This is a genomic window from Polaribacter sp. 2405UD43-2 (genome assembly GCF_058147125.1).
The window spans coordinates 199,231-214,895 of sequence record NZ_JBYVJX010000004.1; the positions used below are offsets into that span (position 1 = coordinate 199,231).

Genomic DNA, 15,665 nt, shown 5'->3' on the forward strand with positions numbered 1-15,665 from the left:
ATGAAAAAACATATTATATATATATTATTGGGATTAAATTTTTTTGGATGCCAGTTAACCAATGATTTAGATGAAGTGGACCCTGGTTTCCTTACCTTGTTAGATGGTGCGGTAACCGATGCCAAAACTGCAGAAAATGTACTTATTGGGGTATATTCTACATTGCGTACAGAGGGTTATGAAGTACAGCCATTTGCAACTTCCGTTTTGGGCATTACCGGTAATGCGGGGTTTTTTGGCTTTGATGAGCTATTGGCAAATCAGGTGACTATCGACAACTCCAGAGCCACCGCAATGTATGCTGGGTTTTACCGAACCTTGCGTAATACTAACGATTTGATAGCAGCATTAAATAATGTGCCTGAAGGTGCTATTGCTTCGGAAATAAAAAACAACATATTGGGCGAAACCCACTTTATTCGTGCCTACACACATTTTAATGCATTAAGGATGTATGGACAGTATTATGATATTGGTTCAGAGTTGGGTATTCCTTTAAAAATGGAACCCATTATAAACGAACAAGCCTTCCCAAGAAATACGGTACAAGAAGTATATGATGCCATTATTGCTGATTTAGATTTCGCTATTGCTAACGCCCCAGATTTAACAACTACCATTCGTGCTAACAAGCAAGCGGCTCAAGCTGTAAAAGCAAGGGTATTGCTGTACAAAGGCGATTATGCTGCAGCGGCTACCTTGGCAAATACCGTTATAGCCTCTAGCGGCAGAAGTTTTGATGCATCATATCAAGGTATTTTTAACACTTCTATGACCAGTTCAACAGAAGTGTTCTTTACACCACATATAGCTGCAAGAGAAGGACATTTTTCTGCAGGTAGGTTACCCGTTATATTTGGAACGCCTTTTTTTAATCTTTCCACAGGAGACCCAAGACGGTTTACTGCTAAAGGAACTGCTTTTAACCCTCCCACACGTCAGTTTGTTTACAGACCTAGGATATTTATAAGGCTTGCCGAACTACACCTTATCCACGCAGAAGCCAAAGCAAGAACGAGTACAGGAGTAGATGCCGATGCTCTTGCAAGTTTAAACACTGTAAGAACAAGACCTGCTGTGGGACTTCCTGCAGTAGCTCCCACAACAAAAGCCGAATTATTAGAAGCAATTAGGGTTGAAAAACTCAAAGAACTGTTCCATGAAGGTGGCGAACCTTGGTTTGATTATGGCAGATATATTAAAGAGGGTAATATGACCATAGCTGACGTAACTGCAGTTAAGAAAGTTATTACCAACATTAACCAGTTGATTTTACCAATACCATGGGGTGAACTTAGAAACTCAAATGGCAAGGTAAAACAAAACCCTGGATACCCAGATACGATATAAGTTAAATAGTAAAAAGAGGCTATTTAAAAAGTGAATTTGATGTTATATTAAGTCTGTCGAAACTAACAATAATTGTCAGTTAGTTAAAAATACTTCGACAAGCTCAATTTAACAAAACGAATTTCAATGACTTTTTAGATAGTCTCTTTTTTTTGATTTTTAGATGTTTAACTCAAAAAACACCCCTAAAGTCCCCTCTAGGAGGACAATCCTATCGAAAGAGATTCCTCCCTTGAGATTAACGAAATTAAAGCATGTCTTTAATTGAAGTTAGAGAGAGTAGCTCTTAATGAAGGAAGGTGTTTTAAATTAAAATATAATTAACACACTTGTAATCACATATTTGTGGTGATTTTTCACGATTTAAGTTATATCGAACTCACGTTAAAATACAATAAGTGCTAAATTATCGCCAAATAGCAAATATTACAGTTTCAGTAATATTTTAATATCTGCCATATAAGAGAGTTTAAAGGAACGAACGTATTAGTAAAAGAATAGGTCTTTTTTTGTGTATAGACAAATGTGAGTCTGAACGCAATCAAATACCATTAAAAAAATGATACATCTATTACTAAACTATATTTAGCATTTTAACAATTCATTGGCACTCTTTAACAATTTATTAATAAGAGTTGAAAAAAACAGCATCGTAATAAGCAGTATATAATAAAATAAACATGAAAAAATTAGTAACAATATTAGTAGTTGCTTTGCTATCAAATTTGAGCTTTGCACAAATGAACTTTTCAAAAGGCGATTGGGCAAGTATAAAGGCAAAAGCCAAAAAAGAGAATAAACTAATTTTTATCGATTTTTACACCACATGGTGTGGCCCTTGTAAGGTGATGGATAAAAATATATTTCCTTTAAAAGATGTAGGTGATTTTTATAATGAAAAATTTATAAATTTTAAAGTAGATGCCGAAAAAGGAGAAGGTACTCCATTAGCGCAACAATATGGTGTAAGACAATTTCCAACCTATGTGTTTACAGATGCTAATGGCGAGTTTTTGCATTTGTCAGCAGGCTCTATGTCCGCCGATAATTTTATAAACATTGCCAAAGATGCCCTAAATCCTGATAAACGTTCAAGCAACTTGTTGGCAAAAGCAAATAAAGAAGGGATTACCAAAGAAAAATTCCCTGCACACTTACGTGAGTTAAGAAATAAAAGATTGCCATATAACACTTTGTTTGAAGGCTATTTAAAGTCATTAACTGATAGCGAATTATATACTGAAAAAACCTATAATTTAATAAACGAATTAGGAGGAAGAGACGCAGAAGGCTACGCGTTTAACTTAGTATTAAGTAACAAAGAAGCATTTGCCAAGGCAGTAGGTAAAAAAACAATCAACGATTATTTTTATGGAAAAATGCTTTCTAAAGCATACTCCTTTTCTAATGGAAAAAAATCGTATGATACTTTTTTAGAAGAAGTAAATGCATTGGGTTTCAATTTTGCAGAAAAAATTGATGAAACCATAAAACTAACAGGGCTTTTGTATCACCATAAAGATTATGAAGGCTTTGTTGAAAATGCGAAGACCTATCTTAAAAAGTATGAAAAAGATGATAAATCTGTGAAGCAATTTACCGTATTTAATGAAGCCTCAAAATACTTCACAAGAAATGAAACCTTAAGAAATTATACCGAAAAAATTGCTGAAGAGCTCGTTAATGAAACAAGTAATCACTTTTTTTATTCTATGATAGCTTATGGATATGGTAATGTTAACAATATAGATAAAGCAATTGCCTATTTAAATAAAGCTTTGGCATTAGCAGAAAGTAAAGGTGATAATACCAGTCGATATAAGGAAGGGATAGCATTTTTAACTAAAAAACAAGAAACCTTAGCTTCTGGGGTTTATACACTTCATGCAGATAGTTTACAAAACCACAATGGTTTAACTTTTAAGTTGCACTATTCAAGTGATACTCAGGTTGGAGAATCAGAAGAAAGTGAAGCCGTTATTATAAAAAATGGTAAAGCTACTGTTACTGGAAAAATGACACATGCTAAAACTTGTGTTTGGGCTGTTTATAATGGTGATGTACCCGTACAAAAAGGCAGTATTGTTTTAGAACCAGGAACCCAAAATTTAGTAAAAACTGAAGAAGGAAGATTTGAAATACAAAAGAGTGCTTACAACCATTATGTGTATAATTCTTGGCCAAAAGCACCTCAAAATAAAGAGGGTTTAAAGGCAATCGATGATTTTAGGAATAGTTTAACTCAAGAAGAATTAGCTCAAGAATCTAATAGAAGAAAATTAACGGAGTTAAGCAGAAAGTTTAGTAATGATAGAAAACAATATTTCGAAAACTTGTTTAATAATGTAGGAGACCCTTTATTAAAAGCATTAATATGTTTAGATAGATTAATGTTTTACAACAAAGGAGAAAACGATACATCTGGCTCAGATAAAATAAAACTTTTAGAGGAAAAATTAGGAGCAGACCATATGCTAATTAAAACCATGAAGTTTCACGTAGAGCGTCACAAAAAAAGAATGGCTATGAGAAACTCTGTGAGTATTGGCAGTACCATTAAAAACTTTGGTGGTAAAGACCATAATGATACAACAATCACATTAACAGAGGTTGCCAAAGGAAAGAAATATATTTTAGTTGAGTTTTGGGCAAGTTGGTGTGGGCCTTGTCGAGGATCAATGCCGCATATGAAAACGATTCACGAAAAATACAAAAACAAAGGGTTTGAAATTATTTCATTTTCGTTAGATACTAAAAAGCACTTATGGGATAAAGCTTTTGAAGAAGAGAAAATCCCTTGGATAGACATTTCAGACTTAAAAGCTTATAAGAGCCCCGTAGTCCAAATGTATGGTGTTAGCGCTATTCCAGATAATTTTTTAATTGATAAAAACGGAACCATCATTGCAAGAAATGTGTATGATGATGTGCTAGATGAAAAGTTAAAAAAGCTTTTTGAATAATTTTTTGATGCTAACTGAATTCTTAAAGTATCTGTTGTGCATTTTGATAAAATTCTGTCGATTCGAGTGAATTTTATGATTGAAATGAGTAAAACTTATATCGAGCATCTCGTCAAGCTCGATATGACAAGAATTTTATCAGATTGTTCAACGATTAAAAAAATATAAAAAATGAAACAAACAATAACCCTATTAGTACTAGTTATAATTTCAAATTTAAGCTATGCACAAAATACAGCTTATACCATAAATGGTGTTTTTGAAACAGGAGAAAATCTACCAGAAGAAGTTACTTTAAATAATTCAGAACACAAGGTGTTGCAAACAGCAAAAGTTATAGATGGTAAATTCACTTTTACCGGTACTGCTGAAACACCACATTTTGCAACTATTAAACACGGATTTAACTCCTATAAACTGGTTTTAGAAAATGCCACTTACAATGTAAAAATTAACAATAATGTTGCTGAAACTTCAGGTAGTACGTTAACCGATGTGGTTTTTGGATACAAAAAATTAGAAGACTATAAAAAAGCAAACAGTACTTTTCAGAAAATCAACCGAGAGGAGAGTGAGAATATGAGAAGTAAGGATTTAAGTGTGGTTAAAAAAGCATTTGATAAGATTCAAAAACAAGGGATGTTAATAGCTAAAGCAAAAGGTGATTATGAGGCCACTATTATAGAAGGAGATTATCCTACCCTAGCAAAATTGATGATATTAGGAGAAAGTAGTGACTATAAAAGGTTTCCTTATTCAAAGAGGTTACCATTATTTAAAAGCTATCAAGCAGAATTAGGAACCAGTCCGTTTCTAGAGCAGTTAATATCTAGAGGAGAACGAGGATTGGCTATGGAAGAAGCTAGAAAATCTTTAGCCAACGGGCAACCTTTTAAAGAAATACAAGCTCATACGGCAGAAGGTGAAACCATTAAATTATCTGATATTGTTGCCAAAAACGAATATACATTAATTGAATTTTGGGCAAGTTGGTGCGGACCTTGTAGAGGTGCTTTTCCGTTTTTAGAAAAAATGTATAAGAATTACCACGATATAGGCTTCGAAATTTATGGCATTTCTATTGATGAGAAAAGAGAAAGCTGGTTAAAAGCCCTAAAAGAAGAAAACCCACCTTGGATTAACGTTGCCGATTTAAATGGTTACAAAGGCGCATCATCAAAAGCTTATGTTGTTAATTACCTGCCAACTACATTTTTGGTAAAAAAAGACGGTACTATTGTAGCTTCTGGTATGGAGGTACGAGGCTTTAATTTAGAAGATATTTTAGAAGAACTTTTCAATAAAAAATAAAACAAAAAAATGTTTCATATAAAAAACTATGTGTCTTTGGTAATCGTGCTGTTATTACTGATGAATTGTCAATCAGAAAAAAAACAGCAATTCCCAAAATCCGACAATCAATGCAACTATGTTGAAATTGATAGTTTAAAAGAAGCCACCAATCGTGTGGCAGAAATTCAGTCGCAACTTTTAAAAATTTACGATAAAGCTATTAATAGCACCGTAAGAATTAATATTGGAGGAAATAATCCTGCCAGTGGTGTGTTGATTTCAGAAGATGGTTACGTGCTAACAGCGGCTCACGTTATTAATACGGTAAGAGATAAAGATACAGAAATACAATTGCACGATGGCTCTACCTATATGGTAGAATGTTTAGGAAAAGATATAAATACCGATTATGGATTGATGAAAATTAAAACCGAAGGTAAATTTCCGTTTTCACCATTAGGAAGTTCTTCAAACTTAGGAAAAGATGAAGCTTGCTTAATGCTAGGACACACCGCATCTTTTGAAAAAGAACGACCAGCAGTAGGTAGAATAGGGTTTTATAAAGGCATTACACCGTTTAATTATTTAATGACCACCTGTATTATGATGCCCGGAGATTCTGGTGGCCCTATGTTCGATTTAGAAGGTAATGTTATTGGCGTGTGCAGTTATATTTTAGAAGACGAGGGTATCAATTATTATCCAGCAGTAGATGAAATAAAAAAGAATTGGGAGAAACTTTTAAATAAAGAAGTTTTTAACCACGGAAGACCACCGGGAGACCTCTCGCAATACGATAAAATTAAAGAAGCACCTATAAAAGATAACCCTTATGTGTTAAAAGGAGGTAAAAAAACATTGGCTACTGTATTGTCTCAAAACATCGAAAAAGTAAAACAAGCAGTCGTTAACATAAAAAGTAATCTTAACGGAGAATTAGCAAGTACAGGAGGTACTGTGGTTAATAACGGGAGTTATATTGTTGCAAAATCATCAATGGTTGGTAATGATAACATAACGGTTACATCAGGAAAGAAAGAACAAGAAGCAGAAGTTGTTAAAAGAAATGTGGCTAACGATCTTGTTTTATTAAAGATTAATAAACGGTTACAATCTATAGATTTAAACAAAGGCACACCAGTAAAAGTGGGCGATTTTTTAGGAACCATAGCTACAGATAACACTGTAAAATGGTCTGGTGTTTTGGGCTTGCCAACACGTAAAATGCACAGTAAAAGCATTGGTGCTTTGGGTATTGAATTAGCTAATGAAGAAACAGTGGTTAAAATAAGCAATTTAGACCCTAATGGTGCCGCAAAAAAATCTGGAATACTTTCTGGTGATGTGGTTAATCAGGTTGATGATAAAACCATTGAAACAAAAGAAGATTTATATTCGTTTTTAGAGGCTACAAAACCTGGTCAGCAAATAGCACTGACTATCTCAAGAAATAACGAAAAGAAAAACATAAATGTAGTTCTAGGAAGATTAAACAGAGATGAAAGACCTATAAAAGGGCATCCGGCATTTGTGGTAAAAACAAACAAAAGAGTGGGTGGATTTAATGCGGTGTTTATGCACGACATGCCTATTTCCCCTTCGGAATGCGGTACACCAATTGTCAATTTAAAAGGCGACGTAATTGGTATTAATATCGCCAGAAAAAACAGAACAACAACGTTAGCAATTCCGCTTTCAGTAGTTAATGAGGTGCTTTTTTGATTGGTTAAAAATAACCCATTAAAGTTTTATCGTATAAGTCTCTGTCTTTTTTAAGATAAAGGCTTTTTTATGAAATATTTAACAAGTATGGCATTGGGGTTTTTTCTTATCTTACCGTCATACTTAAAATAATACTTATAATAATTAAAATGAAGAAAATTTTGTTATATGCATTGTGCATAGCTTTTAGTTTAAGTGCAGTAGCACAAACTATTAATTTAGACCAACCATTACCTGTAGATAACACTATCCGTAAAGGCGTATTAGAAAACGGATTAACCTACTATATTCATAGTACAGATGTTACCAAAGATGTAGCAAGTTACTATATTATTCAAAATGTGGGGTCTGTTTTAGAGAATGATGAGCAACAAGGGTTGGCTCACTTTTTAGAGCACATGGCATTTAACGGTACTAAAGATTTTCCTGGAAAAGGAATTCTAAATACAATGCAGGAGCACGGATTGGTTTTTGGTAGAGACATAAATGCTTATACTTCTTTTGATGAAACGGTTTATAACATCAATAACATACCTACAACTCCAGAATTAATAGATACAGGTTTAAAAGTTTTACATAACTGGTCAAACTATTTATTACTTACAGAAGAAGAAATAGATGCAGAACGGGGTGTAATTAAAGAAGAATGGCGTACCAGACAAAATGGTAACATGCGTGTGTTACAAAAAACCATTGGTACTATGTTTAATAATTCAATATACTCTAAGCGTTTACCTATTGGATTAATGGATATTGTAGAAAATTTTGAATACAAAGCATTACGTGATTTTTATCACGATTGGTACAGAACAGACTTACAAGCCATTGCAATAATCGGAGACATTAATGTTGATGAAATAGAACAAAAAATAAAAGCCTTATTCTCAAGTATTCCTGCAGTTAAAAACCCTATTGAGCGTAAAGAATTTCCTATTGCTGATAATGATGAACTTATTTATGATATAGGAATGGATAAAGAAGTTACGAGTTCTAATATTTCTTTTGGTATTCGTCATAACAAATCATTAAAAGATGAAACTATTGCAGATTTAAAGGAAAGCTTATTAAATGGTATGGTTACATCAATTATATCTACGCGTTTAAATGATATCAATCAAAAACCAGACGCACCGTTTTTATATGCAGCTGTAAATTATGGAGATTTATCAAGATTACACAATCAGTTGGGTGCTCGCATAGTGCCAAAGCCAAATAAGCAGCACGATGCTTTTAAACTGGTGATTTCAGAATTAAATAGAGCTGTAAAATTCGGCTTTACAAAAGCAGAAATTGGTAGAGTTGTAGCTCAATATACAACGTCTTATGAAAATCAAATTGCTGGATTAGGAGATAGAAGTCATGGACAAATTGTTAGAGGAATTCAAAATAATTATCTACAAAACTCTAATATTACTGATTTAGCAAAAGAATTTGAAATTGCTAAAGCTATTTTTAGTCAATTAACACAAAAAGACTTATTGGCTCAAATTCAAAAATTATATACTAAAAAGAACAGGTCTGTCATCGTAACAGGTGTAGAAGGCAATAAAAACCTAACTAAAGAAGATGCTATTGCTATTATTGATGCTGTTGAGAACGATGCAACATTAGAAGGTTATGCCGAAGAAGACACTGCTAAATCGTTAATGTCTGGTGTTGACTTAAAAGCTGGTAAAATCGTTTCAGAAGAAGAAAACGAAGCAATAGGCTCAACAACCTTTACGTTAAGTAATGGTATTAAAGTACATTATAAATTTGTTGATAAAAACAAAAATGATGTTAACTTATATGCTACTAGTTATGGAGGGCAATCTTTAATTGATAATGCCGATTTACCAACAGCAGGAGTTATTGGTAATGTTATTCAAATGTCTGGTCTAGGTGAATTTTCTAGCACAGATTTACAAAAAGCATTGGCAGGTAAAAAAGCAAGCTCTAGAGTTAGTATTGGCGGTATTACAGAAAGTGTATCGGGATCGTCTTCTACTAAAGATGTAGAAACTATGTTACAATTAGTAAATTTAAGATTTACCAAACCGCGTTTAGATGAAACAGCATACAACGTATTTATGCAAAATGTAGATGCTTATCTTATTAGAAAGAGTGAGCAAATACAGTCTAAAATGCAAGATAGCACCACAGTTATTTTATACGGAAAAAATCATCCTACACGACGTTTATTTGATAAACAATTTGTATCGGAAGTATCTTTCGATAAAATGAAAACCATTTACGCAGACCGATTTGGAAATGCAGCAGACTTCACCTTTTTTATAGTTGGTGATGTTAAAAAAGAAGCCTTAAAGCCTCTTTTAGAACAATATATTGCAAGCTTACCAACTAATGGCACCATAGAAAACTGGAAAGACAACTCTGTAAAATGGGTTAGCAACAACATAGATAAAGATGTGTATTTAGCTATGGAAGACCCAAAAACGGCAGTTAATGTGGTTTATAAAAATGATATGAAGCATTCTTTAAAAAACGCGCTTTTAGTAAGAACATTGGCAGATGTATTGCAATTACGTTATACAGAGTCGTTACGTGAAGAAGAAGGTGGTACTTATGGAGCTGGAACTAGCGGATCATTATCTATACGCCCCGTGCAAGAAGCTTCTATAACGGTAAGGTTTGATTGTAATCCAGATTTAGCAGAAAAGCTAATCAGTATTGTACACAAGGAAATTGAAACCATTAAAAACGGAGATATTAAGCAAGCCGATTTAGATAAAACATTAACTAATTATTTAAAAGAGCGCGAAGAAAGAAAGAACTATAACAGTTACCAAATGAGTTTGTTGAGAAACTACGTATTAGAAGGCTATAATATGAACGACTCTAAAAACTATGAAGATATTGTAAAATCTATCACAGTAAAAGATTTGCAAAAGTTTACTAAAAGATTACTAAAAAATGCAAAATCTTACGAGATTGTTTTTAAACCTAAAAAATAAAAAACTAAAATAAATAAGCCAAAAGCATCAAGAAAATTCTTGATGCTTTTTTATTTAAACTTGTTTTAATTATTGTTGTTTAATACAACAAATAAGATATATAACATTATTTTAACATTTACTAATAAGGGTTTTTAAAAAAATAAACGTCTAGTATTAAAACCATTTCTTTCTTAAGCTCTGTTTTCATGAATTAATTACTTGGTTTGAAAGAATTAAAAAGAGTTGTTGCTACAACAACTCTTTTTTTAAAAAAACTGGCTACCTTAGCCTAAAATATAAAACAATGAAAAAAATATTTTTACTAGTATTATTAGCAATAAGCTTTAGCGGATTTTCACAAATATACGATCCTGTTAAATGGACTACATCCGTTAAAAAAACATCAAATTCTGAATACGAATTAATTGCTACTGCAACTATAGAGAATCAATGGCATTTATATTCTCAATCCGTTCCAGAAGGTGGTCCAATTGCAACAACTTTTACCTATAAAGCAAACAAAAATTACCTTAAAAAAGGAAATACTAAAGAAGAAAAAGGGCATACTGTAAACGATAAAATATTTGGTATGCGCATTAAATATTTTGATAAAAAAGCGAGTTTTAAACAACGAATAAAAATAAAATCGAAAGATAAATTTACAGTACATACAGTGGTAGAATTTATGGTGTGTAATGACACTAATTGTTTGCCTCCAAAAGAAGTTGATTTAGAATTTAAAATTAACTAGTAAAAAACGATAACCAAACCAACTACCAATCTAATGAAAAAAAATTTATTTTTATTTTTACTGCTTTGTTTTAGTATTTCAAGTTTTTCTCAAATGATTCCAGAAGTAAACTGGAAAACTTCTGTTGAGAAAATTTCAGAATCAGAATATAATTTAGTTGCAACTGCTAGTATTCCTAGTGGTTATCATCTTTATTCTCAAGATGTGCCAGAAGGCGGCCCAATTGCCACCACTTTTATGTTTGATGAAAACGAAAATTTTGTAATTAAAGGAAACACAACTGAAGACGAAGGACATACATCAAAAGACAAAACCTTTAATTTAGTTATTAAATACTTTAGTGATAAAGCAGTTTTTAAGCAACGTGTTGAAATAAAAAATAAAGATTTATCAAGTATAAGCGGTATTGTAGAATATATGATCTGTAATGACACACAGTGTTCTCCGCCACAAGAAGTAGATTTAGAGTTTCAGATTAAAAAAACAACAACTAAATCAGCATCAAAAGCAGTTGTTACAGATGCAGATAATAAAAAAGAATCCAAAAGTTATTGGGGAATTTTCTTCATTGCATTTTTCTCTGGATTTGCAGCATTGTTAACCCCTTGTGTATTTCCTATGATTCCTATGACAGTAAGTTTCTTTACTAAACAAAGTAAAAGTAAAGCAGCAGGAATTAAAAATGCTATTATTTATGGTTTATCAATAATTGTAATTTACGTTGTTTTAGGAATTATTGTAAGTGCCGTTTTTGGTGCAGATGCATTAAACGCATTATCTACAAACGTATGGTTTAACATCATCTTTTTCTTATTATTAATAATTTTTGCGGTATCTTTTTTAGGAGCTTTTGAAATTGTTTTACCAAGTTCTTGGGGAACAAAAGTAGATGCACAAGCAGACAGAGGAGGAATGATTGGTATCTTTTTTATGGCATTAGCTTTAGCTATTGTTTCATTTTCTTGTACAGGTCCTATTGTTGGTACTTTATTAGTAGAAGCTGCTGCAGGCGGTAGCCAATTAGGACCCATTATAGGAATGTTAGGTTTTTCTCTTGCAATAGCTTTACCATTTGCTTTATTTGCAGCTTTTCCTGGGTGGTTAAATTCATTGCCAAAATCTGGAGGATGGTTAAACACCGTAAAAGTTGTTTTAGGATTTTTAGAATTAGCATTGGCATTTAAATTTTTATCAAATGCAGATTTAGTAATGCAGTTACACTTATTAGAACGCGAAGTTTTTATTGCTATTTGGATTGCCATTTTTGGAACGCTAGCATTTTATTTATTTGGAAAAATACAATTACCTCACGATTCTCCATTAACACATATTTCTGTAGGAAGATTAAGTTTAGGATTGGTCGTTTTATCATTTACAATTTATATGATTCCTGGGCTTTGGGGTGCACCTTTAAATTTAATTAGTGCATTTCCTCCACCGCAACATTATAGCGAATCTCCTTACGGAGTTGGGTATACACAATTAGGTTCTGGTGGTTCTGCTTCTGCAGATCATAGTGGTATTCCTGAAGGAGCACACTTAATGCCTCCTCATAATATTTTAGCATTTAATGATTACGACAAAGGGTTGGCATATGCAAAAAAAGTAGGCAAACCTGTTATGATTGACTTTACAGGACACGCTTGTGTGAATTGTAGAAAAATGGAACAAAACGTTTGGGTAAAACCAAAAGTATTAGATATTCTTAAAAATAATGTTGTGCTTATTTCACTATATGTAGATGATAAACGTAAATTAAAAGATAATGAAATTACGGACTCTAAATTAAAACCTGGTAAAAAATTAAAATACATAGGTCAAAAATGGAGCGAACTACAAACCATTAGATATAAAACAAATGCACAACCATTTTATGTTTTAATGAATCATAAAGAAGAAAATTTAATTGCTCCTGTTGCTTATACTCCAGATGTTGATGAATATTATGCTTGGCTAAAAAAAGGAATATCAAACTTTAAAAAGTAAAAAATTGTTATTTCGAACATTGCTGAAATCAAAATATATTTTGATTCAAAGTAGCTTGCGAAGCAAATAGTGTAGTTGAGAAATCTTAATCTATAAGATTTCTCCATTTCAGTCGAAATGACATTCGTTTCAAATAATAAAAATCGTAACTAGCTAGTAAACAATAGCTTTTAAATCGAATTCACGTTGATTAAAAAAACAAAAAAAACTAACTTTTAAGATATATTCTTAAAACCCACAGAACTGTAACTTCAGCTTTCTGTGGGTTTTAAATTAAGCGTCTTCTTTTTATTTTAAGCGTTTAATTCTTACTTTAAAAACTTTTTTGTAAGTATTCCTTTATCAAATTCTAACTTTAAAATATAAACGCCACTAGACAGGTTATCTATTGCTATAATATTTTCTGAACCTTCTTTTGCCTTAACTCCAGAAATACTGTAAATGGTATAATTCTTTAACCTAAGGTTATTTGAAGTCTTTATTGTTAATTCATTTATAGTTGTAATAATCTTAATGTTTTTCGCTAATTCAAAATTAGAAGTACTTAAAGTTGCATCTTCAGTAACACTATTAAATCCAGTCCATTCTGCATTTGTACCCGTAACATAACTTGCCATAGAACCACTCGGTATTGTTAAATTAATACCACTTCTATTTACAGAAAAAGTATCCCAGGTTACATCTGTATTAATGTCTGGTGCTGTTGCTTTTAAAGATGTAATACTTGTTAAAGGATTTCCTAAAAAGCAAGCGTTGCCTAAAACTCCAATACTGCTTGGTATGGTAAGTGATGTTAATTGATTGTTTTCAAAAACTTGGTGATGAATTAAACTTACGCCATTTTCTATATTTAAATTTGTAATTGCATTATCTTTGAAAGCTCTTTGGTAAATAGCAACTACATTACTTGGTAAAGTAAGCGACGTTAGTTGATTGTTTAGAAAAGCCTCTTTCCTTATTGTAGTTACATTATTAGGAATTGTTAATGATGAAATCATATTATTCTTAAAAACATAAGCTTTTATTTCTGTTAAAGCAGCTGAAAGTGTTACCGATGTTAATTGATTGTTTTCAAAAGCATTTTCATCAATATCAGTAACAGAATTAGGAATTATTATGTTTGCAATACTATTATTTTTAAAGGCATTTTTACCAATCGTAGTAACTCCGTCTGCAATTGTTACAGTAGTTAAGCTATTATTATAAAATGCTGAATCATCAATTGCTTTTAAAGCATAACCAATAGAAACATTGGTAACAGTATTGGGTAGTACTACAGAAGTGCCTCCATCAGTATTATAGTCTATAGCTTTTACGGTGTTGGGTGATGTAGAAGTAATCTCATAAGTAATGTAATTATTGATAAAAAATTCTGAAACTGGGTTAAACCCTGTCCACAAAGCTCCTGAGTTTGTGGTATAAACATCTTCAGTACCTACAGGAACCAACAAATGAATATTACCTCTATTTCCTCCAAAAGTATCGTTATTACTTCCTCCTCCAGTAATTATTGTTGGTGGTGTAGTAGCATAAGAAAAAATTTCTTTTAAGTTATTTATGGTTGCAAATGCTGTAGCGCCTACAGAAGTAAGCGTTTCAGGTAAAGTTAAACTAGTAAAAGAATTAGCTCTAAAGGCATAATTACCAATAGTAGTTACACCATTTGGAATAACCAATGTTCCTGCTATTTGATTATTTACAAAGGCTCCCTCTCCTATAGTTACTACACTATTAGGTATTGTAATGCTTGTTAAATTACAGCCTGAAAAAGCATTTTTTTTGATTGAAGTAACTGTATTTGGAATTGATACACTCGTTATATTATCTCCAATAAAAGCATTAATACCAATTTCAATAACAGTAAAATTTGATGTACAATCACTAACAGTTTGTGGTATTACAGGAGCTGTACCTCCACTTGTATTATAATCTATAACAGTTACGGTATTATTGGTAAGCGATGTAATTTTAAATTTTAAATATCCGTCCCAAAATGTGTCATTAACTTCTAAAGGGGCTCCATTATTATTAAAGCCAGACCAACCTCCTGACGATGAAGTATAAGCAGCTAATAATCCAGAAGGTACTTTTAGATTAATTTTATGACGGTTTTCAAAAGTACCAACAACGTTACTTGAGTTTATGGTTGGTGGTGTTGTGTTTAAAGAAGTTACACAAGTTAAACTTGGGTTTCCTCTGAATGCAGATGCCTGAATCTCTGTTACATTGCTAGGTATGGTTACTGCTCTTAATTTGTTATTCTGAAAAGCAGCAATACCAATCTCAGTAACAGTTGAAGGAATACTAACACTTTCTATAAGCTTATTTAGAAATGCATAGTTTTCTATACTAGTTACACTATATGTTGCTGCAGCTATAGTATTTGCTTTAGAAGAAGATTTACCTGAAGCATTAGGAGTAACTGAAGATGGTATAGTTACTGCTGTACCCCCAGCTGTGTTATAGCCTGATACTCCAACTGTATTATTTGATACAGAAGTTACTGTATAAGTAATGTTGTTCTTAGTAAAAGTTTGTGCATTTATTATTACTGTTAAAAATAATGCAATTGTAAAAAGTAGTGTTTTTTTCATATGATTTTGATTTTAAAATTAGATTTTTGTTTAACTCAAAAATATTTAATACTAAACATTTAAACCTTTA

At 32.1% G+C, this 15,665-nt stretch carries 8 protein-coding genes; 7 read left to right on the top strand and 1 reads right to left on the bottom strand.

Annotated features, from left to right (window positions below):
• The 7 genes from ACY2RX_RS07675 to ACY2RX_RS07705 all read left to right on the top strand — a co-directional run bounded on the left by ACY2RX_RS07675 (position 1) and on the right by ACY2RX_RS07705 (position 13,001).
• Positions 1 to 1,350, top strand: a complete 1,350-nt coding sequence (locus tag ACY2RX_RS07675) for a RagB/SusD family nutrient uptake outer membrane protein (protein WP_490103380.1) — start codon at positions 1 to 3, stop codon at positions 1,348 to 1,350.
• Between the two features lie 680 nt (positions 1,351 to 2,030).
• Positions 2,031 to 4,313, top strand: coding sequence for a TlpA family protein disulfide reductase (locus tag ACY2RX_RS07680; RefSeq protein ID WP_490103381.1), 2,283 nt, complete (start codon positions 2,031 to 2,033; stop codon positions 4,311 to 4,313).
• A 171-nt stretch (positions 4,314 to 4,484) separates the two neighbouring features.
• Positions 4,485 to 5,624, top strand: coding sequence for a redoxin domain-containing protein (locus ACY2RX_RS07685; protein ID WP_490103382.1), 1,140 nt, complete (start codon positions 4,485 to 4,487; stop codon positions 5,622 to 5,624).
• A 9-nt stretch (positions 5,625 to 5,633) separates the two neighbouring features.
• The gene (locus ACY2RX_RS07690) at positions 5,634 to 7,328 is read left to right on the top strand and encodes a S1C family serine protease (RefSeq protein WP_490103383.1); all 1,695 of its coding nucleotides are present in this window, start codon (positions 5,634 to 5,636) and stop codon (positions 7,326 to 7,328) included.
• Positions 7,329 to 7,477: 149 nt separating this feature from the next.
• Positions 7,478 to 10,282, top strand: a complete 2,805-nt coding sequence (locus ACY2RX_RS07695; RefSeq protein ID WP_490103384.1) for a M16 family metallopeptidase — start codon at positions 7,478 to 7,480, stop codon at positions 10,280 to 10,282.
• A 286-nt stretch (positions 10,283 to 10,568) separates the two neighbouring features.
• Positions 10,569 to 11,015: a protein-disulfide reductase DsbD domain-containing protein gene (locus ACY2RX_RS07700; RefSeq protein WP_490103385.1), complete on the top strand. Its 447-nt coding sequence runs from the start codon at positions 10,569 to 10,571 to the stop codon at positions 11,013 to 11,015.
• 33 nt (positions 11,016 to 11,048) lie between these two features.
• Positions 11,049 to 13,001: a protein-disulfide reductase DsbD family protein gene (locus tag ACY2RX_RS07705; protein WP_490103386.1), complete on the top strand. Its 1,953-nt coding sequence runs from the start codon at positions 11,049 to 11,051 to the stop codon at positions 12,999 to 13,001.
• 308 nt (positions 13,002 to 13,309) lie between these two features.
• Here ACY2RX_RS07705 and ACY2RX_RS07710 read toward each other — a convergent pair whose 3' ends face one another.
• On the bottom strand, positions 13,310 to 15,595 hold the full coding sequence (locus tag ACY2RX_RS07710) for a leucine-rich repeat protein (protein ID WP_490103387.1): 2,286 nt from the start codon (positions 15,593 to 15,595) through the stop codon (positions 13,310 to 13,312).
• Positions 15,596 to 15,665: the final 70 nt, after the last annotated feature.